The following is a 24,789-nucleotide window of genomic DNA, read 5'->3' as shown; positions in this document are numbered from 1 at the left end:
TTGTCCCATCCATGCTAAGGTTCTAGGATTCGGTTCTGATGGGGATCAGCCATCAGAGGAGACGGGGAAAGTCCGGTGTAAATCCGGCGCTGTACCGCAACTGTAAGGAGCGAGAATGCTCTAAGTCAGGATGCCCGCCGAGTGACCCATATCCACCGTAAACATCTGCGAGTTACAGATGATGGTTGCCATGACAAGACTAAACCAACGCCGAAATTTTCTCGGGTTTCCCACCCCAATCGCTCCCAAAACTGCCCATCCGCCCTCGCTACAGGCACTCTAGGCGCAGTTTTTGGGGGTTTTTAGTTATCTAAAATCCGAAAAACTTAGCCTCTTCAACGCTCCCCAATCGGGAGCCTGTTTCTGCTAACTCTACATCATCATCTCGTCGTTCATCTAACAGTCGAGATAGGTCACTTCTGCCAATTTCGACTCATGGCATCGGTGACTCATTCACCATTTCAAAAATCATGAAATCTCTTCCCCTGTCCCTCATTTTCCTCCTCCTGCTCGCCGCTCCCACCCTCGCCAACCCCGACCCCGATGAGGACTCCTCCACAGAAGAAGACCCTCCCGTCGAAGAACTTGAAGAAGTGGAAATCTTCATTCAACGCATCCTGCGCCAACCCGTTTTTGGCCCCTTTCGCCAAAACCGACCCCTACGGGATTCCTCCCGTCCCATCTATGTCGTTCCCCGCGAACAAATCGACGTTCAAGGGGCCACCACCGTCCAAGATGCACTGCGATTCGTCCCCGGAATCCTCAGCGATGGAACCAGTGGCGGTCAACTCGGGTCCGTCAGTTCCCAATTTATGCGCGGCGGGAACTCCTCCCAAACCCTGATTCTCCTCAACGGACGACCCATCAACGACCTGGGGTCTTCTGGAGGCTTTGACCTCTCCTCCTTCACCACCAATTTTGTCGAACGCCTGGAAGTCCTCCCTGGGGGAAGTTCCACCCTCTACGGGTCTAGCGCCGTCGGTGGAACCCTCAACATCGTCAGCCAATCCCCCACAGAGGAACCGGAAGTGGTTATCGCAAGCGAAGTCGGGAGTTTTGGCTACAACCAACAAGTGATTCAAAGTCGGGGAACCGCCGGAGACTTCGGCTGGGTGATTGGCTATAACCGCACCTTCTCCCGCAATGACTTTCCCTTTGACCTGGGAACCGTCGATGTCTCGGGAACTCGGGACAATGCCGAGGCCAACTATAACAATCTCAACCTCACTCTAGCCGCCGATTTGGGCGATCGCAACCGTCTGACCTTCTCCGGCCTCTACCTCAGCCGAGACATCGGCGTTCCCGGCGGCGTTCCCACCGAAGCCGGAAGCCTGGGAGAATTTAACCGTCTTAGTCCCCAAGCCAGACAATACACCGAAGACTGGCTACTAGACCTCCTCTGGGAATCCCAACTCAACCCCGAGGATACCTCCAACCTCACGGCCCGCATCTATACCGATATCCTCGACTCCACCTTCCGCGACCCCGAAAGCAGCCGTAGCAACCTTGACCGCAACAGTTTCGGCTTGCAAGTTCAACATAACTGGCAATTCACCGATAACCAAACCCTCACCTACGGCATCGACTTTCGCACCATTTCCTCAGAAAATAGAACCTTTAACTTCTCCACAGGCGAAAGTACGGAAAACTACAACAGTCGCATCGACAATGGAGCCGCGTTTGCTCGCTATGAGGTCAACCTTGCCGATAATCTCAGTCTAAATCTGGGTCTGCGCCAAGAATTTAATAGTCTCGAAAATGGCTCCTTCACCTCTCCCGCCGTCGGTGTCCTTTGGAACCTCAGTGACAGCACAGCACTCCGCGCCAATTATGCCAGAAGTTTCAAATCTCCCCTCATGTCTCAACTCGAAGGACTCGCCGCCTTTTCCGTCGCCGGCAATCCCAATCTACGACCGGAACGAGGCAACAGTTTTGACCTCGGCATCGACCAACAACTCGGCAATATCGGTTTATTTCGTCTGACTCTCTTTGCCAACCAAATTTCAGAACTGATTGCCTTTGAATTTGGCGACCCCAGCACCAATGTTAATATCGGCAAAGTGGAAGCCTTAGGGGTAGAAGCCGCCTTAGACCTGCAACTGGCTCCCAATGTCTTCGCCTTTGCCAACCTCACCTTAAACAACACCCAAATTTTGCAAGATACCAACGAAGCTGTAGAAGGCAATCGCCTCAGTTTCCGGGATGCCGATGTGTTTAATATCGGAGTCGCCTACGCCACCCCCGATGGCTGGTATGCCGGGTTATTTCTACGCAATCTCAGCAACTTTTTTACGAACAACACGAACACAGAACGTTTACCAGGCTACACCACATTAGACCTCAAACTACAAGCTCCCATCACCGACAAGTTACGGCTCAACGCCAGTGTAACCAATCTCTTTGATGAACGCTATGAGGTCTTTCCCGGCTTTCCCGGTTTAAGTCGAAGTGTTCAAGGGGGGATTCGTTATAGCTTCTAGAAGTATGCTACAAGGGAAACAGATGTATTTAACTGTTGTATCATGACAAACTTTCAGCCTTGGGTTGCCCCCCTCAACCGCAAAACCACAGAACCCACCCCGCAAGGAGGAACCCTAGAATATGAAGATTTTCCCATTTCTAGTGATGTCACGGGTCCCCTGTTATATGACCTGTTTCAAAACCATTGGTCGGAGATTGGCGTGGGTCATGTGGTTCAGGGAAGTGTCCTGGAATTGGAACTGACGGCCCCGCCCAAAACCTGTTTATTGTATGACGGTTATTTAACGGTTGTGACAGAAGGTTGGCATTTACATCTCTGTTTAGAAGAGCATCTGGGGGGTCCCCATTGCAAAACTCCCCCAGGGTTGCGACAACAGCGGCGTTTAAGTCGGGGTGCGTTCTATCGGCGTTTGAATGAAGCGGGCCAGCCAAGAAGTTGGGGGATTCAGTTTTGGAATGGGGAGGGAGAACGGATGATGAATCTGTTTTTACCGAATCCGTTGCTGGGGGAGGATGAGGATGTTCTCCCGGAAGGAAAACCGTTGTTGGAGAAGTTGGCGCTTTATGATGAGTTGCGCTCAATTTATATCTTGGGAGAACGGCCGATTCCCTTTGAAGAAAATCCCCTCAAACGTCCCTATTTGGCAGTGTGTCGGTCGAGTCGTTGTAATCCGTCTCGTAAGTGGGAACCGGTATTTGAGGCGTTGGAATCTGCTGTGGAGGAGGCGGGGTTAGATGTGACGGTTCGGACGGCGGGATGTTTGGAAGTCTGTCAGTTGGGGCCGATTGTTTTTTATTCAGGAGATAGGACTTGGTACAGTCGTGTGAAACCGGAGGTGGCGCATCAGATTGTGTCTGAGCATTTAGTGCAAGGAACGCCTGTTAAAGAGCATTTGTATCCTCCGCAGTCGTAAGGTTAATCACGTAGGGGCAATCCCTTGTGGTTGCCCGGGTTGGTAGGATGTGTTCCGGCGAGTTACGTTGATTGAATGATAGCAGAATGTGGAAACTGCCGGAACGCATCTGGGACTCAGAAAAAAATCGTGACGTTACATTCAATATATTGGTGATTAAATGGGTCGGATGGTTTCCGAAATATCCTGGGCGATCGCAAGGGTTCGCCCCGACGGGATTTGTTGAATTAGAATAGGATTTGTTGATGCGACTATCTCTGGGAATTACTCCCGTTCTATTTCTCCTTGGATTGGGTCTGAATGCTTGTGTTCAAAACTCGGTCTCTCCGGTGGCGCAACGTCCGCTTCATCCTGATTGTGTGCAGGAGTTTGACCCCAGTCAGGATTATTTTCTAGATAAGGTTCAGGTGGAGTTTGCGACGGGGTTTGAGGTGGACTATCAGGGTCACTATAAACGAGTCACGCTCGCTTCTCCTCATCCTGAGGCAAATGACCCCGTTGAGTATATTTTAGTTCAATGTGGAACCCCCATTCCTGATGATGTCGGTGATGCTATGGTGGTTGAGGTTCCGGTGCAGTCGGTGGTGGTGTTATCGACGACTTATTTACCCCATTTTGCGGCGCTAGACCGGGTTAATCACTTGGTGGGAATCAGTGATACTCAAATTACTCAAACTCCTGCTGTTGTCGAACGGGTGAAACAGCAAAAGATTCGAGATGTGAGCCGCAATCAGGTGGTTAATATTGAGGCGATTTTGAATCTTAATCCTGATATCGTGATTACCTTTGATGCGGGGGGGGCGAGTTCGGATACGGTGCTGATGTTGGAGAATGCGGGTTTACAGGTTGTCCTTAATTCGGAATATTTGGAAATGTCTCCTCTGGGACGGGCGGAATGGCTGAAGTTTACGGCGTTGTTTCTCAATCAAGAGGGAAAAGCAAAAGAGGTTTTTGAGGAGATTCGCACTGATTATCAGGAGTTGAGTCAACGGGTGGCGGCGGCGATTGCTGATGATACGTCTCGGCCAACGGTGTTTACGGGGTTTAGTTCAACGAATACTTGGTATGTTCCGGGCAGAAATAGTTATGCAGCCGAGTTTTTGCGGGATGCGGGGGCGGATTATCTCTGGGATGACCTGGACCGTCAATGGACGGTTCCTCTGGATTTTGAGGTGGTCTATCAACGGGCAAGAGATGCAGATTTTTGGGTAAATGTCAATAGTAACTGGCGAACTCGGGCTGATGTGATTGAGGATGACCCCCGCTATGGAAATTTTGCGGCTTGGCAGGGCGATCGCATCTATAATAATAGTAAACGAGTTAACGAATTTGGCGGCAATGACTATTGGGAAACAGGGATTCTCTACCCCAACCTAATTTTAGCAGATTTGATTCAAATTTTCCACCCCAATCTGCTCCCAAATGCGGATAAAACCTATTATCAAAAGCTCGAATAGTATTATGGTTCTCAAAATTGCTCAAATCACCGATACTCATCTCTTTGCTGACCGCAAAACTGCGATGCGAGGCTTAGTAACGTGGGACTCACTTGGGGATGTGGTGGCAGAGGTAAGGGACTGGAAGCCTGATGTTCTGCTGCTTACGGGAGATTTAACCCATCGGGGAGAACCCCAAGCCTATCAACATCTGATTGAACGCATTGCGCCTCTCAATTTGCCAACTTACTATATTCCCGGAAATCATGATCAGGTGGATGTCTTAAACCAGGAATTTAAAGACTCGCCTTTTTTAGCGGATAACGTCTTTCAGCGTCAGGGTTGGCAGGTTCTGCTGCTGGACTCTACGTTAGAGACAGCGGAATCGGGAGAAGGCTATGTCAGTGAGGCTCAACTTCAGGAATTAGAACAGTCTTTAACGGCCTGTTCTCAGCCGACAGTGGTGGTGTTACATCATCATCCTATTCCTATGGGAATTGATTGGCTCGATACCATTGGCGTGCAAAATTCTCAAGCCTTTCTCAACTGTTTAACTCGCTTTCCTCAGGTGAAACTCGTCCTCTTTGGTCATGTTCACTTAAAGTTTGATGAACTGTATCAAGGGATTCAGTTTTGTGGGACTCCTTCGACTTGTAAACAAGTGCTGCGGGAGGAAGCGAGGGAGCAAGAGGCCTATCCTGGATTTCGGGGTTTAAGGTTGTTTGAGGATGGCACGTATCAGACTGAGGTGATTCGTTCTCATCCGGGTTGATTGATGCTGATGTTAGGGATGATGCCGTTGTGAAATTAGACCGAAGGCTGGGAGTCAGTGGTGGCGTATTCTGCCTATTTTTACTCATTCTTTATCTGAGTTTGGCGATGGGGTCGGTGGAGATTCCCATGGGGGAAATGCTACGGATTTTCTTGGGACAACCGCCTCAAGACCCCACTTGGGCCACCATTGTCCTGACCTTTCGCCTTCCGAAAGCAATAACGGCGATGGTGGCGGGGGTGGCGTTGTCGGTGTCGGGGTTACAAATGCAGGTGCTGTTTGGCAATCCTTTGGCGGGGCCCTTTGTCTTGGGGATTAGTTCGGGAGCCAGTTTGGGGGTGGCTCTGGTGGTGTTGCTGGGCCAGGTGGGCCCCTGGAGTCGGGTGTTGGCGGCCAGTTTGGGTGCGGCGGTGGTGTTGGGATTGGTGATGCTGATGGCCCGGAGGGTTCGCAGTCGGGAACGCTTGCTGTTGTTGGGGTTGATGTTTGGCTATGGGGTCAACTCTCTAGTGACGATTTTGCTGCATTTTAGTTCTCGGGAGCGGATTCAAGCCTATTTGACTTGGACGTTTGGCAGTTTTGCGGGGATTCCCTGGGAACGAATGACGCTTTTTGCGGGGATGGTCCTGCTGGGGTTATTGTTGGCTGCTGGGTTGGCCAAGTCTCTGAATTTGTTGCTGTTGGGGGATATGACGGCGATTGGGTTGGGGTTACGGCTGCAACGGGTGCAGTTGCTCACGCTGCTGAGTACGGCGATTTTGGCGGGAACGGTGACGGCGTTTTGTGGCCCAATTGCCTTTTTGGGGGTTGCAGTGCCTCATTTGGCTCGTTCTCTGTGGAATACGTCCAATGTGTTGCAGTTACTCCCGGCGGTGATGCTGTTGGGAGCGATGTTGGCGTTGTTGGCGGATTGGATGGCTCAGGTTCCAGGTCAGGATATTGTTTTGCCGTTGAATGCGGTGACGGCGGTGATTGGGGCCCCGATTGTCACTCATGCAATTCTGCACCGGGGTGGGACTCCTGGCTAGTTCGGATTGGGGTGAGACGGCTGTTGGGGGGTCAGTGGAAATCTATCTGTTGGTAGAGGGGGATTCCTGACTGACGATAGATGACTTTGGCGGTGCTATTTCTGTAGGTTAGGGATAGTTGATGGAACTCTGAATGGGATTGATTTAGAGTTGCAATTCTTAACATTACATGAGTCCGTTTTATGTTTAGACAAAACCAACTTGTTCGAGTTGCTGTTGTTGGGGTGATCGCCGCCTCCTTAAGCCTCGGTGGACGGTCGGCTCTGGGCAGTTCTGAGGTGCAGTTTACTCCCCCTAATTATGAGCAACACCCTATTCCCTCTGACCTCGATACGGCGGAGGATTGGGAGGCCGTCGGACGAGATGCGGCGGCGGTGGGAGACTATCATAATGCCGTGTTTGCCTTTAATAAGGCCATTGATTTAGCCCTTGGCAATGATCCCGAACTGTTTGAGTTGCGGGGTTGGACTCAGTATTTACAGCAAGATTATGATGCGGCGATCGCCGATTTGGCGGCAGCGGTAGAACTCTACCGGCAACGGGAACGCCATGAGGATTATCGCAATGCTCAGCAGATGCGCGACTATGTGGTCACTCGCCAGTCTCAACAGCAACTATCCGGGAATCCTTTTCATCTCCAGCGGTAATTTAATCCGAAATAGGCTCCCTCGACCCACTTCTGAAGCTACCTCAATTTTGCCCTGATGCGCATCGACAATTCGCTGGCACAGATGTAAGCCTAAACCGCTTCCAGAGCGTTTATGATGACCTTGACGAAAGCGGGTAAAGAGACTAGCGCGATCGCTCTTCTCAATGCCAATTCCCGTATCTTCAACTTCTAAGACAAGGCAAGAGTTCGGGACAGGAGAGCGATACAGTCGTAGTTGTACGGTTCCCTTATCGGTAAACTTAATGGCATTGCCAATCAGGTTCATAAAAACGCGATAGAGTTCAAGGCGATCGCCAACAACCTCACAAATATCGTCTTGAAACTCGCGGACAATCTGAATCTGTTTATCCTTAGCAATGGGTGAGAGTTCATCTAAAATCTCGTTCAGGGTTTCGCAAAGATTAAACGGCGCAAAAGTCAACTGTTTTCGCCCCGCTTCATAGCGGTAGACTTCTAACAGTAAATTCACCATATCTAATAGATTATGGTTACTGCGAATCATGGTGGCGATCGCCTCATCCATAGACTCAGAAATCTCCCCAAACGCCTGAGACTGCATCAAATTGAGCATTCGATCAGCAGCCACCAGAGGGGTTCGTAAATCATGCGTCAGCCGCGAGACGAAATCCTCCCGTTCTCGGGCCATGCGATCGCGCTCATCGATGCTATGCTTGAGCCGCAGCAGCGATCGCACCCGCGCCTGTAACTCCTCCATCTCCACCGGCTTACGGATAAAGTCATCGGCACCCACATCGAGGCCCTTCACCACGCTAGAGCCTTCATGGGCCGTAATCAACAAAATAGGAATATACGGCAAATTACTCTGAGTGCGAAGTCGTCGGGTGACTTCATAGCCATCCAGATTCGGCATCATCACATCCAAAAGAATCAAATCTGGGGGATTGGCTTCGATTTGTTCGAGAGCGGCAAACCCATCTTCGGCTAAATCAATAATATAGCCCTCCTCTTCGAGGATGGCTTGCACCAGGAATAAATTATCAGGAGAATCATCGACGGCTAAGATTCTATCAATTTCGGGTTCAATTTTTGTCATGTTAGTGTGTAATCTGAGTTTTAAGTTAACTAAATAGCAAACAAAGGGCCACGAACCCAGGAATCCCTAAGCCGCTCAATTTGCTCTTGCCAATTTCTACGAAGCTCGCGTTTTCAAGAAATCATATTGCTCTCGCGGCTCACTGGGACATATATCGACGACCGAGCGAGGTAGCTCAACTCGAAAGGTAGAGCCTTCACCCTGAGCACTTTCCACGCAAATACTGCCCTTCATCATTTTAACGAGGGAGTCCACAATCGCTAAGCCTAATCCCACGCCATTATAGTTGCGAGCGAGGGAATTATCTAACTGATCAAACGCCGTAAAAATACGTTTCAAATGCTCTGGAGCAATACCAATTCCCGTATCCGAAACAGCGATCGCCAATCGCTCAGGCGTCACTTCCCAAACTCGCACCGAAATTATCCCCTCCTCGGTAAATTTCAGAGCATTTGCCAAAAGATTAGAGACAACGCGGCGAACCCCTTGATGATCTTGAATCACCCGAGGATTGTCTACCCGAGCCTCAATCTTCAACTCAAGTCCCTTCTGTTCACAAAGCCAGCGAGCATTTCCTGCAATCGACATCACCAATTGAACCAAGTTAAATCCCTTGGGTCGAAGCTCAGACGCTCCTGCCTCTAACTTCGAGCGTTCAATAATATCGTTAATAACCGACAATAGCTGTTTACCATTGTCAAAAATACATTGTAACGTTTGAACCTGAACTGGGGTTAAAGTACTATTCTTTTTACGTAATAGAAGTTGAGAAAAGCCAATAATCACATTGAGTGGCGTTCGTAACTCGTGAGAAATCGTAGACAGAAACGCCGACTTCATACGAGAAGCTTCAAGAAGCGCCAAATGCTGACGGCGAATCTGTTCCCGTTGTCGTTTCAACTCCTGATGTTGCGCCGCAATCAAGCGACTTTGCTCACTAATCCGCGCCTCCAACTGCTGGCGATCGCCCCCAGGATGAGAAATATCGAGATCCTCTCCGGGGCTGAAAAACAGCTTTCCTGACGAGTTGCAGGGGCGATCGCCTCTCCGGTAGCCGCGAAACAAAACCCGCCACATCATCGCCAGCCCCTCGGCGGTGAAATGCTGACGATTCACACAATCATCCGCCCCCGCCATCATCATCGTCGCTTCCAAATCCGTTTGAGTGCTGACGACGACAATCGGGGTTTGGGGAAACTCCTCTCGCAGCGCTGTCAGCGTCGCTTGAGGGTTGACGCGATCGCCATCCACAAGAATTCCCCCCAACATCGGCTCTTGGGGGAGCCAGTCTGTCGTGGGATAATGCTGAGTGAAACGAAGTTTGGGAGTCAGATCGCCCGGATTGGGAGTCGCAAAAGCCCGCAAGGCGCCCTTTGCCTCCGAATCCGTGTCAACGTCAAAGCCGATCACCAGAATTGGGATTTTTCCATCTATCATGAGTCGTGGGAACAAAATATCCAGGGATGATATCTTCCAAAGGTCAATAAAGGGTTATAATACGAAGTTATAAATTTTTAGGCGATTTGTCCTCTATCTTGAGTAAGAGGTTCATGATGCAAGAGGCGAAGCCTCGCCTAATTGCTGATGATTCCCGTGGCACAAACTTCCTCGATTTTGCCAGAGGTGATACCTCCTTCGCAACCCCATTTTCCCTGGATTCCCTAGCAAACTTGACCAACGTTTGCCCCTCTTAGCCCAGATGGGTTAGGGTCTAACCCATTCCCTTAGCCGCCATAACGTTCTGTAAAGCCTTTACATAAATCGTATGATTCGCACCGTATTGATCGAAGACCACGAACTAACTCGGGTTGGCATTCGAGCGGCCCTCGAGCAAACTGGCGTGATTGATATCGTTGGGGAAGCCTCCACCGGCAAACAAGGATTACAGATTCTCCAGGACACCCAACCGGATGTGGCGGTTCTCGATATTGGTTTGCCGGACATTGACGGCATTGAACTGCTGCAACAGTTTCGTCAGTCTCAGCAAGAGAATGCCAATTCCGTCAAAGTCCTGATTCTGACCATGCACGACAACGAAGACGCGGTGTTAGCAGCCTTCGCCGCCGGGGCCGACTCCTACAGCATGAAAGATGCCAGTTTAGATCGGCTCCTAGAGGCGATTCAGCTAACCCATGAGGGCAACACCTGGATTGACCCCAACATCGCCCAAATCGTGCTGCGACAGGCTCGTAAATCCCAGTCTGCTGCCTCCTCCGTGCAAGCCTCCCCCTCCGGAGCCACCGTCTCCCTGGGAACCCCCGCCGCCGAGGTTACCGAGGTAGAAAAAACTAACCTTAAGGAGGACTCCCGCAGTATCGACGGTGTAGATTCTGAAGTGCAGCAGTTGATGGAATCCGATCCCCTCACTAAACGGGAGTTAGAAATTTTGGAATTAATCGTCGGCGGTTGCAACAACGCCCAGATTGCCGAAAAACTCTACATCACCGTGGGAACCGTCAAAACTCACGTTCGCAGCATTCTCAACAAACTCTGCGTGGACGATCGCACCCAAGCCGCCGTGCGGGCCTTACGCTCGGGCCTCGTCAACTAATCGGGATCACTCCAGCGAGGTTGACCCGGTTTTAACTGTAACTCCCAACTGCCCAACTGGGGATCGTCCACCGTGAGGCGGCCACTCCAGAGGGGCTGATTCACATAGGGACTCTCTAAAACCGGGTTATCCGTCAAGGATTGTTCAACCCCATTAATGCGTCGAATCCCCACCCTCAACCGAGCGTCAGCAATAAGTTCGAGGCGATCGCCCTCAACGCTGGTATAGATGAGCTGTCCCGAGGCCTGCAAGTTCTCATCATGAACCCTCGTCTGAGCCAGGGCCGCCTCAACCTCCGCCAGCGTCTCATACTCCGAGCTAGCCAGCACCTCCGTCACCCAGGCCATATGTCCTCCCTGGGCCACCAACGCCAAATGCTCCTCAGCCTCCTCCAGGGGCATCTCCAAGCGAATTTCATCCCCCCAGGCCCAAGCACAAAGCCAGACCCCCTCAATCTCCCACACATACCAAGGGCCAATCCGGTGCGGTTCCCCATAGCCTTTGGGGATTACCAAGTGAGACCGTCCCGGAACCCCCGCCGCCTCATCCTCTGGAGTGAGTCGCAATTGATAGAGGCTGGCCCCTTTCTCCTGAAGATAGCGATCGCCCGGACTCTGTCCTGTGGCCAGGGGACTATGATAGGTTCCCCCCAAACTCACCACCGCATTCTCCCGGCCCTGGGGATCGCGCACCACTAACTTATAGGTGGCATATTGTGCATTAATCGTCCCCTCCACTTGATAGTTGCGCCCCGGAACTTGCAGAGTTCCTAAACTATAGTCAGGGGTGACATAGAAGGTTTCCCAAAACTGGTTATCCTGATGATAGCTGTAATAGCTCGGATGACTAGCCCGCAGTTGAAAGGGCAGAGGAATCGTTTTCTGGGCCAGCGATCGCAACTGAGCCGGAGGACGATAGCCACTGGTGGCCGCCAAAATCGCCAGACGGTGACCCTGGCGACCCATCTGCCCCACAATGCGCCCAATCTCCTGGGGATCATCCTCCCCCCACCAAATCCAAGCCAAGGCCGTCAAACCACTGCCCCAGGTTTGGCGATCGAAACCGCGACTTTCGGCGCCCCCAGCGGTTCCCCAACTCAGCCGTAGAGCCATTTGAGTCGAGAACCAATCCAACACCGCCCGAGCTAACTGTCGCCGTTCCGGGGTTTGCGCAAAGTCGTAGAGATTCAGCAAGGCCCCGATACTGAAACCATAGTAGGTCGAGGAATGAAATTCCCCCTGACCAATGGTGAGATATTTCGTTAGTTCTGCCCTTAGCCAGGCTTCATGGGTGGCCAGAAAATGGGGATTTGCCACCGGGAAGCCGCTGCCATCCATCATCGCTAAACCGGAAATATACTGTTGCCAGAGATGATTTTCCGTGCCCCCCTGCCCCCATTGGACGATGCGCGGCGGCTGCAACATACTGCGATAGGCGTCCTGAACCGCCTCCGGTAAGGACTCTTGAAACAGGAAAAAGATGCGCACGTCATAGAGGCTGCGGAAATGATACAGCTCCGGTTTGTCCTCCTCCAAACTCAACCAAACATCCCAAATCGGCCCCTGCTCCTCCTCGGGGGTGAGGCTCAGTTGGGCCAACATCGGCGGTAGGAGATGTTTATGGGGATCATAGATATCTCGGGCACGCCACCACTCATCGAGTTCCTGAAGATCCTCATCGGCCAAGGCCTCCCGCACCGCCAAACCTCGCGCCGCCACCCCGCGCTCGATCGCCTCATTGGTACGCTGTGCTTCCATCAGAACCATCTCAGCGGTGGCTACAGGGGAGGGAGAGCGAAGCATCTCACAGCCGCTCACACCCGGCAGCAGCAGCAGGAGACTAAGGGGAAGCCAACGATAGGTCACGGGTCGAATGGGGCAAGAAGAGGGAATAGGTCTACTGTCGAGGGTCTCCCCTACCCTGTCAACAAAACGAGGGACGAACCCGATGATTCGTCCCCCTACGTCTTGATGAAGCTGACTCCATTAGTCCACCGTCCAGGGGACCTCTTCCTCGGGGTGATTTGCACCATTGAGGACTTCTTGTTTGCGGCGAGCATAAACCTGCTCAAATGGCTCAACGGGCTGTGCAAAGACTCCAGCCGAGCGCATTCCCCGCTGTTCTGGGTTAATGACGTGCTTGATTAGAAAATCAATGGTTTGTTGTTTGATCCAACCGCGATCAACGATCACCTCTGAAAATCTCTTGCCGGTCACCTGTTGGTCGTAGGCTGCCACTTGGATCTGGGCGGGAGTAATGAGTCCGGCCTCTAGCAAGTATGCCCCTAGACGCTTGCGCCCTAACCGGGATGTGGGTAAGTGGGTTTGGGTTGCTGTGTTCGTTGAGTTATACATTATAGTGTTTTGCTCTCTTCCTAATGTCTGAACGGTGGCGGCTGCTGTGCCACAAAGCCTTTACCCCAGTCGGGGGTATTAGCGGACTGGGCGATCTGCTAACCCCCCATAACCCTGATTGCAACGACCGGATCGAGATTAAACTGCCCATGACTCGAACTGGATTGGGTGTCACTGACTGACATGTCGCTTTGACACCGTGGTCTGATTATAGCGAATTTTTTTGCGTATATCTACGCAAAACGTGAATTTATATTACGTTACTTGCGGTATTTACGGAGTCGTGTGGGGCAAGGGGTAGTAGGCAGTAGGCAGTAGGCAGTAGGCAGTAGGCAGCAGGTGGGGACTTCTCTGTCCATTCAGAGTCAATCAGGCAATCTTCGATTGCTTATAGATTACTTCCACGCAAAGCGGGCGATCGCCCCCTGTTGACGGCCGTACTCTCGCCAGGCTTGCTGGTGGCTTTCGCTTGCGGGGTATAAATGGGCCCCTAGGAACTGGGCGATCGCCTCTAGCATCAGAGTTCGTAAGGGGGCCTGGGGGGCTGTGGCGGGTTCATCCAGGAATGAGACACTGGCGATCGCCTCGAAGGGATGGGCGATGGTGAAGTGAGTCGCCCCCTCTAGCAGCAGCAGATAACTATCCTCCCGGCCACCGGCGATCGCCTCCTCAAAGGTTCGCACCACTGGCGTTGTGGGCTGGTCCCACTGCACCCCGTAGCGTCCGCCACTCTTGGCAATCACCCCATCCGCTGTTCCTCCCATCAACAGCAAAGGGAGGCGATCGGGTAACGGTAAAATCCTCCCCGGTTCATAGCCCAACTGTTGCGCTGCCGCCGTATGGCCCCCATAACAAAAGGCCGCCTTCACCTGAGGAAAAAACTCGGGGCTAGCACTTTCAATCGCCACCCGTCCCCCTGCTGAGTGACCTCCCAACACCAGGTGATCAAGATCCAAATGTCCCGCCAACACCCCCTCCTCCTGCAACCGTTGCAACTCCTGTAAGAGGCTGGGAACCGCCGCCGCTGTCGGTTGAGATCCATAGACTTGGGGCATCAAGGCGTCTAACCTCACCCCCGGCGTTAACCCCACCAACCCTGGGATATTTTCAGCAATCCAGGAAAACGTCACCACCACCAGCCCCCACTGGGCCAAACCCATCGCCAACCAGCGATAGAGACTGGGTTCACAATTAATCCCATTGAAAAACAAAAGCACCGGAAACGGCGATCGCCCCTCATCCACCGGCAGCGTTAACCCAGAAAACCCCTCCGGATGCAAGGCTGGGTAAAACACCTGCAAATGCAAGGTGTCATAAGGCGCAGAGGCCTCAGGAACCGTAACGGCGCGGAATAGGGCGCGAACTGGGGACGATGCCACTGACATAGTAAATACGATAGGTTAGCGTTTGTCGCCAGTATTCTTCACATCAATCACCTTACGCAACAGGTCATACCAGAACGACGCCCCCATCGAAATGGCAATGCCACTAATCAACCAACCCAGAAGCCGTTTAAGATAGAGTAGGGGATTGCCGATTTGTCGGTTCAGTCCCGGAATTTGCACAGACTCCTCGGGGGGAATTTGTTGTCGGCGAATCGCCTCATTCCAACCAATGGGGAGGGAGACATCATCGAGTTGGTTGCGCACATTGCGTTTCACCTCATCGAGATTCTGCGTCCGCGCCACTTCCGTTTGAGCATAATCACTAACAGTTTCGCGCAACAGGGTATTTTGCGAAAGGCTATCCACCATAAAAAAGGTGTCAGCATTGGTGGCGATCGCAATCAAAAAGCCAATTAAAATGGCAATCCCTCGGGCATTGCGGCGATAGACCCCACTGGCGCGAGCCATGGACTGATCAAACCAACTTTCGAGTTGAGTTTGTAAATCCTGGATCTCGTCTTCCAAGCTGGCCTTACGAGTTTCCATCTTATCCGTTAAGGCCTTAAGGCTATTTTGTAGCGCCTCTGGTAAATCTGGAACCCGGTCAATCACCGCTTTAAAGCCCTGATAGGTAGGACTACTTTTATCCTGGAAGGCGGCTTCTAACTGCTGATAAATTCTCGGTTTATTCTGAACCAGATCGATTAACTCATTCAACGTCGGTCGCAGGGTTTCTAGGATTCGTGGTTTTTCTGTCGGGTTATAGTAGCGGTCTTTAGCATACTTTAGCTCATACAGAAAGAAGTTTTTAATCGTTTCTGGCTCACGAATAAATTGCTCACAATAGCCAATATAGCCATTCAAGCTATTTTCCATTCTATCAATCGTCGCCCCCAGGGTAATCCCCCCATCAGCAAACTCTTGACGGGTTTGATTCCAATCACGGGTCATCTGCCGAAGCCGTTCTGTCGCCAACCGTCGCGACTCTGGCTCTCGCAAATACTGTTCTTTTTTAAGTAACGTCGAGACTTGCCGCTGTTGAAATTTCTCCAAGCGAGAGACCGTCACCAGTCGCCCAATCTCCGACATTTGAAATGTTTTTAAAATCGTTGAAGCAAATGTTTCTGGAGGAATGTGAGAGGGGGCGCTAGTATGATTGGCAAAAGGATTCTTGAACGCCGTTTCTGGATTGCCAGTAAGTCGATTAAAAAGGTTAAAAATCCAAGAAGAAACTCGATACAAACCACCAATGATGGCATCAGAAATATTGCGGTTGAACTGAGCTAGATTCCCTTTTGCTTCCTGATTTAAACTACGAATTAAGGGGTGAGAATAAAGGCGATCTGTCAAGACCTGAACCTGCTCCTCCCGCTGCTTTAACGCTGGATCGACTTCAGATTTCCCCCCTCCTTCGAGCAACACACGAATGGAATTACGAAGGTGATCCGCCCGCCATTGTAACAGGGTTGTAATCAGTTCGTGAATTTCAGACGAGAGTAAGCTTAACGTCAAATAGATAAAGATAATGCCAATGGCAATATCAACAACCAGCGGTAGATTCATCGTCAACTCCTAACCAGCTCAGAGGGGTGTCAACCATCCCTAGCCCAGGTAATGGGATTGTTCTTGACTAAAATGAGGGATGGAGCGATCGCAGCCATAATTGACAAACCCGAATCGCTCAGTTCAGTCTAAAGGAAAGTTTGGCGATCGCAGCCGCTTCGTCACAAAATGTTGTTCCCCTCCTCATCATGCCGTCATCCTTATCTGGACCCGTGAACCCCCCGCCGCGCTTTCGTCGCCGCTCTAACCTGGAATGGTTTTGCGCCCTGACCCTGCTGATTAGTGCCTTAACCCTCTTTCTGACCAGTCTTAACCTGGTGGCCTTACGAGATTGGGATGAGGGCATCGTCGCCCAGGTGGCGCGAGAAATTTGGCAGAACCCCCAAAGCTGGTTACATCCAACCCTTCATGGTCAACCCTATCTCAACAAACCCCCCCTAGTTCATAGTCTCATTGCCCTCAGTTATCAGATTTTTGGCCATGCCGATGAAGTCTCAGCCCGGGTTCCTGGGGCGATTTTAGGCTCGATTTCAGTACCCTTACTCTATTTCCTCGGGCGAGAACTCTGGCCCCATCGGGCCCCCGCTGTCTGGGCGGCCCTAGCTTACCTCACCTGGCTCCCGGTGTCGCGCCATGGGCGTTTAGCCATGTTAGAAGGGGCCCTTCTCTGTTTTTGGCTCCTCTGGCTCCTCTGTCTACTGCGAACTCGCCGCAACCTCAGTTATGCCCTCGGTCTTGGCATCGCCGCCACCTTGGTGGGCCTAACCAAAGGGGTGATGGTTGTGGTGCTATTTGGGGCCCTGTCCCTGGGCTTTCTCCTCTGGGATACCCCCCGTCTGCTGACTACCCCTTGGTTTTGGTGGGGAATCAGTTTGGGACTCGTCCCCCTGGGGGCCTGGTATTTAGCCCAATGGAACTATTACGGCCAAGACTTCTTAGTCGAAAACCTACTTAATCAATCGGCCAGTCGCGTGTGGGACAGCGTGGAAGGGAACACGGGACCGCCCTGGTACTACCTCTTAGAACTCCTAAAATATGGCTTTCCCAACCTCGTCTTCCTCCCCACCGGGCTGAAACTCGCCTGGCAAAACCAGACTCTCAGTTGGGCCCGCCTAATTCTGGTCTGTGGGGGGGGCTATTTGGGGGCAATTTCGCTGATGGGTACGAAACTTCCCTGGTACATTCTGCCTTTGTATCCGATGCTGTCCCTAGCCGTGGGGGTGGTCTTTGCGGAGATTTGGGACTACCTCGAACGGCGGGGACAACCGAGCCATGATCCCCATCCCCGCTATCCTAAGGCCTGGTTCTGGTGCTTCCTCGTCATGGCCTTGGCTGCCTGGACGGCCACGCTCCTGGTGAGCTATTCCCTGACGGAAATCATGGAGCGGGAAATGCTGCATTTGCTGCCACCGTCCTTGCTGGCCGCGCTGACCCTAAGCCTCTGCACCATCCTCCTAGCCAGGCGGAATGCTAATCTTCCCTCGGTGTTCATCTGGGGCTGGTTTATAACGCTGATGTTCTTCTTTGGCTCCTTCGATTGGGTTTGGGAACTCAATGAAGACTATCCGGTGAAACCCGTGGCGGCCATGATTGAACAGGAAACCCAGGGACAACCCGTGTATACCTCCCATCCCTACAACCGCCCCTCGTTGAACTTCTATGCCAACCGCCCGGTGATTACTGCCAGCCCAGAGGAACTCTATGAGTATTGGCATCGGGAGACTCCCACTTGTGTGTTGGTAGATGATGAGAGTTTGGATCGGCTTAACTTAAGGTCAGAAGACCTGGTGGCCATCGGCATCCATTGGATTTTAGCTTGTCATACGGGTAAGGGGACTATTGCGGCCCCAACCCTTCCGCATCCTGGGGAAACTCCTCCAAGTTAAGCTGATACTCTGACGATTCGGAGACTTTTAGGGAGGCAAAGGTGAGACTCAGGGCGATCGCCCCCAAAATCATAATCCACTTTACCCCCCCCACATCTCTGAGCAGCCGCGACAGGGGACGACTTTTGCGACGTAACACGTCCCCCGTATTGAGGCTGAGCAGGGGAACTTGACCTGATAGGGGATCTCGGACATAATGCCCACTCCAACAGACCACGAGGTGGGTTTGACAGCAGGGACAAGTATAAAGTCCATTGAGGAGTTTTCCGGGGGGGACCCGATTACGGTGATGACAGATCGGGCAGGTGAGGGAATGGGTATCAGATAGCGGGGCGCTCATAACCTTAGGACATCAATAGAGGTTAAAGAACTGGCATTGTCAGGGAATACAGCAGAGCTATGTCTCAATCCTTGTCAATTCAGTAGTCGGGAGGCTACTTCTTAATGTAATACGATTTTTTAGTAAGGGGACAGCACCACCCCCGGCCCTAAATTGGCTCAATATCCCATAAAAGCCAAGACAGGATAGGAATCATGGCAATTTTGCCGAATTTAGGGCTTCGCAAAACTTAAAACTAAACTGCCAGGTTTTGAGACGTTGGCTCAAAATTGCCAGCGAGTGCCTGTATCGTTTCTCCCATGAACTATGGCCTCGTCTTCTTTTACATCTGAGTCTGCCCCAGATCCGGTTCAACCGGGGATTGAGGAACTACGCCAGTGGCTATGCGATCGCCTACAACTCGGCTGGGCCAATGCCCCGACTCAGGAGGAGTGGGCCCTCATTACCGCTCATATGGTGGATGCCAAAGCCCCAGGACTGGCCCGACGACTGCGATCGCTGGCGCTCCTCGCTCAGCAAGGGGGTCTCCCACTGTTCTTTGAGGAATTGGGGGAACTGTGGCTGTTGATTGAGGGCTATGAGAACCAAGGCTCACTCCCCCCCGCCTTAGCCCAAGAGGTGCGATCGCAATTGGGGCAAACCCAGAAAAAGGCCCAATTACAGCAACGTCCCGGACTGAAAGACCTCTGGGTGGTTGTCGGGCAAGTTCGCGATCACGAAAGCACCGGCGCGACGACCCTCAAACGACAACGAACCTGGCTCTGGGGACAACAGCACCAACGCTTCGCCCTCCTGCTCGATTACGTTCACCATCGTCAATCTCTCCCCGATGATAAACCCCCCGGTAGTAGCTGGAGGGGGGAACTGGTCTTCTATGATGGGGCCCTCCCGCAACGGGCATTACTCAAACAGCCGCAAGCCGCCCCCACCCCAAACCTTAACCTGCAAGGCTATCCCCAGATTCAGCAAGGACTCAACGCCTATGCCAAGGCGTTGGCCCAGAATCCCTGGTGCGATCGCATCCCCCTCAGTCTCAGCCAGATCCTACCCCTCAACGCCGGAACTCAACTGCGGGACGCCAGCGGCCAAACCCTGCCCCTCTCCCCCGACTTTCAGCAAGGCTGGCAGCTGATGGCCCTCAGTGGGGGCCAACCCCTAACCTTGTTTGGTGAGTGGGATGGTTGTTCTTATCTGCCCTTGGCTGAACTCTCCTCAGAACGCTGGGTCAGTTTCCCCCCATCTTGGAGTAGCCCGGCTCCCACTTAAGAGGACTGGGTGTAACTTCAGTATCTTTCGGTATATTAAAGCTTGGGCAGAGGGGGGCTTCTTGAAGCATCCGTTGATTTCTCTTGCCCAAAACGTGACCACAACCTTAATGAGCCATTAACCTAAACTTGACTCAGCGAAATCCAATTTTTTTAATCACAATTTTGAGCCTTGAATTAGACCTATGACACAGGATACCTCTAGACCTAAACAGACAACTTGGCACGCCCTCCCGGTGGATCAAACCGCAGTAAAATTAGGTGTTCAGCTTAAGGGGGGCTTAACTCAAGCTGAATTTGAAAAACGCCAAGCTGAATTTGGTTTTAATCGCATTGAAGGAAAAGCGGGAAAAAGTTTCCTGATTCGATTTCTTGAGCAGTTTAATCAGCCATTACTCTATATTTTAATCATTGCTGGAGCCATCAAATTCTTTTTAGAAGGGTGGGGAAGTGCGAATGGTTGGGTTATTTGGGGGGTCGTCCTCATCAATGCGATCGTCAGTTTTATCCAAGAAACCAAAGCTGAAAATGCCATTGCTGCTCTCTCCTCCTCCATCGAAACGGAAGCCACCCTCTATCGCGATGGTGAAAAACGACAGGTGCCTTCCTCGGAGATTGTACCGGGGGATTTAGTGATTCTCACCTCCGGGGATAAAGTCCCTGCCGATTTACGTTTGGTGGAGACAAAAAACCTACAAGTCAATGAATCTGGGTTAACGGGAGAATCCACCGCCGTCGAGAAACAGAGCCAGCCCGTGGCGGAGAATGCCCCCCTCGCCGATCGCAGCAGTATGGCCTATGCCGGGAGTTTCGTCACCTCGGGCCAGGGACTAGGGTTAGCGGTGGCTCGATCGCAGCAGTATGGCCTATGCCGGGAGTTTCGTCACCTCGGGCCAGGGACTAGGGTTAGCGGTGGCGATCGCCAAAGACACAGAAACTGGGCGTATCTCCCAATTGATGGAGAAACAAACCAACCTCATCACCCCCCTAACCCGGAAATTTGACAAATTCAGCCGCCAACTCCTCTATATCATCCTCGGGGTAGCGGCCTTCACCCTAGCGGTTGGCTTAGGCTATGCCGAAGACCTCACCGCAGAAAGTATTAACGAAGTCTTTGAAGCCACCATTGCCCTGGCGGTCAGTGCCATTCCCGAAGGACTCCCCGCCGTCGTCACCGTGGCCCTGGCTATTGGAGTTTCTCGTATGGCAAGTCGTAATGCCATCATCCGCAAGTTGCCGGCCGTGGAAACTCTAGGGAGTGCCACCGTCATTTGTTCCGACAAAACCGGAACCCTAACGGAAAATCAAATGACCGTGCAACAGATTTACGCAGGAGGGCAACCCTACCAAGTTCTCGGGACGGGCTATGCACCCGAAGGAAATATTTGTCGAGATAATGAAGCCATTGACGTAGACCAACATCCCAGCCTCACCGACTGTCTGCGGGCCGGATTACTCTGTAATGACTCTCATCTAACTCAAGACGAGGGCCTTTGGAAAGTCTTAGGCGATCCCACCGAAGGCGCGTTACTCGTCAGTGGTCGTAAAGCTGGCTTTACCCTAGATCAACTGAATGCAGAACTGCCTCGCCGGGATGTGATCCCCTTTGAGTCTGACTATCAATACATGGCTACCCTACATCGGGGGCAGCATCGGAGCGAGGCTACGATTTATATGAAGGGGTCCGTCGAGGCGATCGTCTCTCGTTGTGGCGAAGCCCTTGATGCCCAGGGACAGCCCCAACCCATCGATGCGCAAGAGATTCATCATCAAGCCGAAACCATGGCCAGTTCAGGGTTACGGGTCTTAGCCTTGGCTCGTAAGACCGTTCAGCAGTCTGAGTTGGATCATGACGACGTGAAGCAGGGCTTAGTCTTTCTGGGCCTACAGGGCATGATTGACCCCCCCCGTCAGGAGGCCATCCGGGCGGTAGAAGCCTGTAAAAACGCCGGGATTCGCGTCAAAATGATTACCGGTGACCACAAAGTGACCGCCAGTGCGATCGCCGCCCAAATGCGTCTAAAACGCACGGGAGAGGTCATCGCCTTCACCGGGGCGGAACTCGGGGAGATGGCCCAAGATGATTTTGTCCGGGCCGCCGAAGATGGCGTGGTCTTTGCCCGAGTTGCCCCAGAACAGAAACTGCGTCTCGTGGAAGCCCTACAATCCCAAGGGGATATCGTGGCTATGACGGGAGATGGGGTCAATGATGCCCCCGCCCTCAAACAAGCTGATATTGGCGTCGCCATGGGGCAAAGCGGCACGGAAGTGGCCAAAGAAGCCTCGGATATGGTGCTAACGGATGATAACTTTGCCTCCATCGAGGCCGCCGTGGAAGAAGGGCGCACCGTCTATCGCAACTTAATTAAGGCGATCGCCTTTATCCTACCCGTCAATGGCGGGGAGTCCATGACCATTGTCATCAGCGTTCTCCTCGATCGCCTCCTCCCCATTCTCTCCCTACAAGTGTTATGGCTGAATATGATCAACTCCATTGCCATGACCGTTCCCCTCGCCTTTGAACCCAAATCCAAGCAGGTGATGGAACAGCCCCCCCTCTCCCCAGACCGTCCCCTGTTAAACAAACGCCTCCTCCAGCGAATTCTGGTGATTTCCCTGTTTAACTGGATTCTGATTTTTGGCGTGTTTGAGTGGGTCCAAGGTTGGGAACAGGAAAATACCGAAGCCCTCGCCCGCACCATGGCCATTCAAGCCCTCGTCTTTGGCCGGGTCTTCTATCTCATCAGCTTGAGCCAAATTGGCATTAGCCTTGGTCAGAAACTGCGCGGCCGAGCCGTTGAGGTGGCCACTGCCCCTGTGGTTTGGATTGGCATTGCGGTGACGATGGTCCTACAGATTTTCTTTAGTCAAGTGGGTTTCATGAACGAGCTGTTCTCCACGGCCCCGTTAAATCTAGAACAATGGGGCATCTGTCTCCTGATTGGCTTACCCATGGTGGTCGTGGCGGCCTTAGCCAACCGCATCGATCCTCCCAATCAACTGAGTTAAAACCAGCAACCTAGGGGCCTGCCCTTGTCGGCCGCCCCTAAGTTGTTTCAGGAGCGCGATCGGCCTCCCTCCCTGGTTCTCCCCATAGCAATCGAAGATTGCCTGATTGACTCCGAGCCTCGGGCATCCCCTACGTCTTTTCTTCCCCTACTGCCTACTGCCTTTCTTCCCTGTTGCCGATGGGTTGCACCGAGGCAAGCGAACAAAAAAGGTTGTTCCTTCCCCTAAGGTTGAATCAAAATATAACTCCCCTTCATGATATTTAGTAACAATTTGATGACTGGTGGGTAAGCCCATGCCTGTCCCTGAGCCTATGGGTTTTGTAGTAAAGAAAGGTTCAAATATTTTCCCTTTGACCTGCTCGCTCATGCCCAAGCCATTGTCCCGGACAGAGATAATAACCTCTCCCGCTTCTTTGGAGATTGTAGTAATCGTAATAACTCCTTGATGACTGGAATCACCCTCAGTATTTTGCCGTTCTTCAATGGTTTGAATGACGTTCACTAGCACATTCATAAACACTTGATTCAGCAAGCCAATGTAGCAGTCCACCAAAGGCAAATCACCATAGTTTTTAATCACTTTGATTTTAGGTTTACCGGATCTGCCATTGAGTTGATTTTGCAATATCATCAACGTGCTATCCAGATTTTCATGGAGATCCACAGCCTTCAAATCGGCTTCATCTAAACGAGAAAACGTTCGCAGCGACCTGACAATATCCCGAATTCGAGCCGCTCCAGTCCTGATGGAATTTACCATTTTAGGTAAGTCTTCGGCGATGAAAGAAAGATCTAAGTCCTCAATCAGTTCGCTCAATTCTATAGGCGGTTCAGGATAAGTTTCTTGGTAGGTTTGGATAATCTCCAACAACCCCTCCACATAGTCACCCAAGGGGTCTAGGTTGCCATAGATAAAGCTGACAGGATTGTTGATTTCATGGGCAATTCCCGCCACCAGTTGACCCAAACTGGACATTTTTTCCGCTTGAACCAGTTGCACTTGCGCCTCTTGCAAGTCCCGATAGGCGACTTGTAGTTCTTCGGTACGTTGCTGGGCGGTTTGATAGAGGTGGGCTTGTTGCATGGCGATCGCAACTTGCAGCCCTAGACTTTCCAATAACTCAATTTCATCTTGTCGCCACTCTCGACTGCTATCAACTCTGCCCATTTCTAAGCAAGCCAGTTGGTCCGTCGTCTGAATCGGTAGCATCAGGTACAGATTCACCCCCATCGACTCACAAAAATCATAGATCCCTCGATCGCAATCTTCTCCCGGATTTTGCCGGTTAAAGCTAAACACTTGATTCGTCAGTAACGCCTTATGGTAGTCGGGATACTGGGTGGCATCATAAAGCCCTAACCAACTCTGACAACTTGACTTACGCTTTTCTTGTACAATTTCCACATAAGGATGACCATCCTCTTCGCTGTAGCGCGCAAAGGTGCAAATATCGAGATCAAGCTCATCAAAAACTGCCTCAACTGTCCTCTGAACAATCTGATCTAACTCTAAGGACTGACGAATTTCATTGCTGAGAGCATTCAGCAGTTGGGTTCGATTTAAGAGGGATTCGAGTTTTTCTTGGGCTTCGATTCGCTCAGTAATATCTCGTGCCGCCGCATAAATCAACTCGCCTTGGGGAAGAGAGAGCCATTCAATATGGCGATAGCTTCCGGACTTGGTACGATAGCGGTTGGTGAACCTCATCACCGGCTGCCCCTCCTTGAGAGTGGAAATGGCGGCGAGGGTGGAAGCGAGGTCGTCGGGGTGGACAAATTCTAGGAAGACTTGTCCCTCCAAGTCGGCGGGGGAATACCCTAATGTATCTGACCAAGCTTGGCTGACGCGGCGGAAATGACCGCCTGTATCGGCAATGCAGAGTAAGTCCAGGGAAATGGTAAAGAAGCGTTCGAGGCCGATCCTACCGTCAGAGCGAATAATCCGATGATCAAGGTTTTGCGAGATACCTTGACGGGCAGCATTGAGTCGTTTTAACACCCGATCTTGATCTTCCGGGTAAATTTGCTCCATAAATTCTTCAAAGCTGGGTTCCTCTTGCTCTAAGGGGCGGTGAAATA

The 24,789-nt window shown here is 51.9% G+C and carries 19 protein-coding genes and 1 riboswitch; of the genes, 11 read left to right on the top strand and 8 right to left on the bottom strand.

Translation table 11 applies throughout. From position 1 onward, the window contains the following. Positions 1 to 13 precede the first annotated feature (13 nt). Positions 14 to 156: riboswitch (cobalamin riboswitch) on the top strand. Between the two features lie 314 nt (positions 157 to 470). From L855_RS13795 to L855_RS13770, 6 genes are all read left to right on the top strand, one after another. Beyond that, entirely contained in the window at positions 471 to 2,480 is a 2,010-nt protein-coding gene (locus L855_RS13795) for a TonB-dependent receptor (protein WP_159788924.1), read from the top strand. Positions 2,481 to 2,522: 42 nt separating this feature from the next. Continuing rightward, positions 2,523 to 3,395 carry a (2Fe-2S) ferredoxin domain-containing protein gene (locus L855_RS13790; RefSeq protein ID WP_159788922.1) on the top strand — a complete coding sequence of 291 codons (873 nt, stop codon included), beginning with the start codon at positions 2,523 to 2,525 and terminating at the stop codon, positions 3,393 to 3,395. Between the two features lie 245 nt (positions 3,396 to 3,640). Then, entirely contained in the window at positions 3,641 to 4,852 is a 1,212-nt protein-coding gene (locus tag L855_RS13785) for an ABC transporter substrate-binding protein (RefSeq protein ID WP_159788920.1), read from the top strand. Positions 4,853 to 4,856: 4 nt separating this feature from the next. Continuing rightward, positions 4,857 to 5,603: a phosphodiesterase gene (locus L855_RS13780; RefSeq protein ID WP_159788918.1), complete on the top strand. Its 747-nt coding sequence runs from the start codon at positions 4,857 to 4,859 to the stop codon at positions 5,601 to 5,603. A 29-nt stretch (positions 5,604 to 5,632) separates the two neighbouring features. Further along, on the top strand, positions 5,633 to 6,631 hold the full coding sequence (locus L855_RS13775) for an iron ABC transporter permease (protein WP_219729919.1): 999 nt from the start codon (positions 5,633 to 5,635) through the stop codon (positions 6,629 to 6,631). Between the two features lie 182 nt (positions 6,632 to 6,813). Further along, complete coding sequence (locus L855_RS13770; RefSeq protein WP_159788916.1) at positions 6,814 to 7,278, top strand: tetratricopeptide repeat protein; 465 nt, start codon at positions 6,814 to 6,816, stop codon at positions 7,276 to 7,278. Here the strand turns inward: L855_RS13770 and L855_RS13765 are convergent. Both L855_RS13765 and L855_RS13760 read right to left on the bottom strand, forming a co-directional pair. Then, the gene (locus tag L855_RS13765; RefSeq protein WP_159788914.1) at positions 7,246 to 8,355 is read right to left on the bottom strand and encodes a sensor histidine kinase; all 1,110 of its coding nucleotides are present in this window, start codon (positions 8,353 to 8,355) and stop codon (positions 7,246 to 7,248) included. The genes L855_RS13770 and L855_RS13765 overlap by 33 nt on opposite strands. Positions 8,356 to 8,451: 96 nt before the next feature. Continuing rightward, a complete protein-coding gene (locus L855_RS13760) occupies positions 8,452 to 9,792 on the bottom strand; it encodes a sensor histidine kinase (RefSeq protein WP_159788912.1) in 1,341 nt (446 codons plus the stop codon). Positions 9,793 to 10,120: 328 nt separating this feature from the next. Between L855_RS13760 and L855_RS13755 the strand changes: the two genes are divergently transcribed. After that, positions 10,121 to 10,906: a response regulator gene (locus L855_RS13755; protein ID WP_159788910.1), complete on the top strand. Its 786-nt coding sequence runs from the start codon at positions 10,121 to 10,123 to the stop codon at positions 10,904 to 10,906. Here the strand turns inward: L855_RS13755 and L855_RS13750 are convergent. From L855_RS13750 to L855_RS13735, 4 genes are all read right to left on the bottom strand, one after another. Then, positions 10,903 to 12,771, bottom strand: a complete 1,869-nt coding sequence (locus tag L855_RS13750) for a hypothetical protein (protein WP_159788908.1) — start codon at positions 12,769 to 12,771, stop codon at positions 10,903 to 10,905. The two genes, L855_RS13755 and L855_RS13750, sit on opposite strands and share 4 nt — an antisense overlap. Positions 12,772 to 12,891: 120 nt before the next feature. Continuing rightward, the gene (locus L855_RS13745; RefSeq protein WP_159788906.1) at positions 12,892 to 13,260 is read right to left on the bottom strand and encodes a cyclic di-GMP-binding domain-containing protein, MshE-related; all 369 of its coding nucleotides are present in this window, start codon (positions 13,258 to 13,260) and stop codon (positions 12,892 to 12,894) included. Positions 13,261 to 13,655: 395 nt separating this feature from the next. After that, positions 13,656 to 14,645: an alpha/beta hydrolase family protein gene (locus L855_RS13740; protein WP_159788904.1), complete on the bottom strand. Its 990-nt coding sequence runs from the start codon at positions 14,643 to 14,645 to the stop codon at positions 13,656 to 13,658. A 15-nt stretch (positions 14,646 to 14,660) separates the two neighbouring features. Continuing rightward, a complete protein-coding gene (locus L855_RS13735; RefSeq protein WP_159788902.1) occupies positions 14,661 to 16,208 on the bottom strand; it encodes a hypothetical protein in 1,548 nt (515 codons plus the stop codon). A 188-nt stretch (positions 16,209 to 16,396) separates the two neighbouring features. Between L855_RS13735 and L855_RS13730 the strand changes: the two genes are divergently transcribed. Further along, complete coding sequence (locus L855_RS13730; RefSeq protein WP_159788900.1) at positions 16,397 to 18,094, top strand: ArnT family glycosyltransferase; 1,698 nt, start codon at positions 16,397 to 16,399, stop codon at positions 18,092 to 18,094. Here L855_RS13730 and L855_RS13725 read toward each other — a convergent pair. Next, entirely contained in the window at positions 18,045 to 18,434 is a 390-nt protein-coding gene (locus L855_RS13725) for a hypothetical protein (RefSeq protein ID WP_159788898.1), read from the bottom strand. The genes L855_RS13730 and L855_RS13725 overlap by 50 nt on opposite strands. Before the next feature lie 306 nt (positions 18,435 to 18,740). On the opposite strand from L855_RS13725, the gene L855_RS13720 reads away from it, so the two are divergent. The 3 genes from L855_RS13720 (at position 18,741) to L855_RS13715 (ending at position 22,708) form a co-directional block, all read left to right on the top strand. Further along, on the top strand, positions 18,741 to 19,700 hold the full coding sequence (locus L855_RS13720) for a hypothetical protein (protein WP_159788896.1): 960 nt from the start codon (positions 18,741 to 18,743) through the stop codon (positions 19,698 to 19,700). 184 nt (positions 19,701 to 19,884) lie between these two features. Further along, positions 19,885 to 20,703 (top strand): HAD-IC family P-type ATPase, encoded by an 819-nt coding sequence (locus L855_RS22880; RefSeq protein ID WP_425500574.1) that lies wholly within the window; start codon positions 19,885 to 19,887, stop codon positions 20,701 to 20,703. Then, positions 20,657 to 22,708 (top strand): HAD-IC family P-type ATPase, encoded by a 2,052-nt coding sequence (locus L855_RS13715; RefSeq protein WP_425500606.1) that lies wholly within the window; start codon positions 20,657 to 20,659, stop codon positions 22,706 to 22,708. The genes L855_RS22880 and L855_RS13715 overlap by 47 nt, the downstream gene beginning before the upstream one ends. A 147-nt stretch (positions 22,709 to 22,855) precedes the next feature. Here the strand turns inward: L855_RS13715 and L855_RS22480 are convergent, their stop codons facing one another. Then, positions 22,856 to 24,742 (bottom strand): ATP-binding protein, encoded by a 1,887-nt coding sequence (locus tag L855_RS22480; protein ID WP_343039361.1) that lies wholly within the window; start codon positions 24,740 to 24,742, stop codon positions 22,856 to 22,858. Between the last annotated feature and the right edge of the window lie 47 nt (positions 24,743 to 24,789).

The organism is Sodalinema gerasimenkoae IPPAS B-353 (genome assembly GCF_009846485.1).
GTDB classification, from domain to species: Bacteria; Cyanobacteriota; Cyanobacteriia; order Cyanobacteriales; family Geitlerinemataceae; genus Sodalinema; species Sodalinema gerasimenkoae.
This window is presented reverse-complemented; position numbering and strand designations above follow the sequence as displayed.

Excerpts from the sequence above, each read along its gene's own strand:
- L855_RS13795 (WP_159788924.1), top strand. The coding sequence starts at position 471 with ATGAAATCTCTTCCCCTGTCCCTCATTTTCCTCCTCCTGCTCGCCGCT.
- L855_RS13790 (WP_159788922.1), top strand. The coding sequence starts at position 2,523 with ATGACAAACTTTCAGCCTTGGGTTGCCCCCCTCAACCGCAAAACCACA.
- L855_RS13785 (WP_159788920.1), top strand. The coding sequence starts at position 3,641 with ATGCGACTATCTCTGGGAATTACTCCCGTTCTATTTCTCCTTGGATTG.
- L855_RS13780 (WP_159788918.1), top strand. The coding sequence starts at position 4,857 with ATGGTTCTCAAAATTGCTCAAATCACCGATACTCATCTCTTTGCTGAC.
- L855_RS13770 (WP_159788916.1), top strand. The coding sequence starts at position 6,814 with ATGTTTAGACAAAACCAACTTGTTCGAGTTGCTGTTGTTGGGGTGATC.
- L855_RS13765 (WP_159788914.1), bottom strand. The coding sequence starts at position 8,355 with ATGACAAAAATTGAACCCGAAATTGATAGAATCTTAGCCGTCGATGAT.
- L855_RS13760 (WP_159788912.1), bottom strand. The coding sequence starts at position 9,792 with ATGATAGATGGAAAAATCCCAATTCTGGTGATCGGCTTTGACGTTGAC.
- L855_RS13755 (WP_159788910.1), top strand. The coding sequence starts at position 10,121 with ATGATTCGCACCGTATTGATCGAAGACCACGAACTAACTCGGGTTGGC.
- L855_RS13745 (WP_159788906.1), bottom strand. The coding sequence starts at position 13,260 with ATGTATAACTCAACGAACACAGCAACCCAAACCCACTTACCCACATCC.
- L855_RS13740 (WP_159788904.1), bottom strand. The coding sequence starts at position 14,645 with ATGTCAGTGGCATCGTCCCCAGTTCGCGCCCTATTCCGCGCCGTTACG.
- L855_RS13735 (WP_159788902.1), bottom strand. The coding sequence starts at position 16,208 with ATGAATCTACCGCTGGTTGTTGATATTGCCATTGGCATTATCTTTATC.
- L855_RS13730 (WP_159788900.1), top strand. The coding sequence starts at position 16,397 with ATGCCGTCATCCTTATCTGGACCCGTGAACCCCCCGCCGCGCTTTCGT.
- L855_RS13725 (WP_159788898.1), bottom strand. The coding sequence starts at position 18,434 with ATGAGCGCCCCGCTATCTGATACCCATTCCCTCACCTGCCCGATCTGT.
- L855_RS13720 (WP_159788896.1), top strand. The coding sequence starts at position 18,741 with ATGGCCTCGTCTTCTTTTACATCTGAGTCTGCCCCAGATCCGGTTCAA.
- L855_RS22880 (WP_425500574.1), top strand. The coding sequence starts at position 19,885 with ATGACACAGGATACCTCTAGACCTAAACAGACAACTTGGCACGCCCTC.
- L855_RS13715 (WP_425500606.1), top strand. The coding sequence starts at position 20,657 with ATGGAGAAACAAACCAACCTCATCACCCCCCTAACCCGGAAATTTGAC.
- L855_RS22480 (WP_343039361.1), bottom strand. The coding sequence starts at position 24,742 with ATGGAGCAAATTTACCCGGAAGATCAAGATCGGGTGTTAAAACGACTC.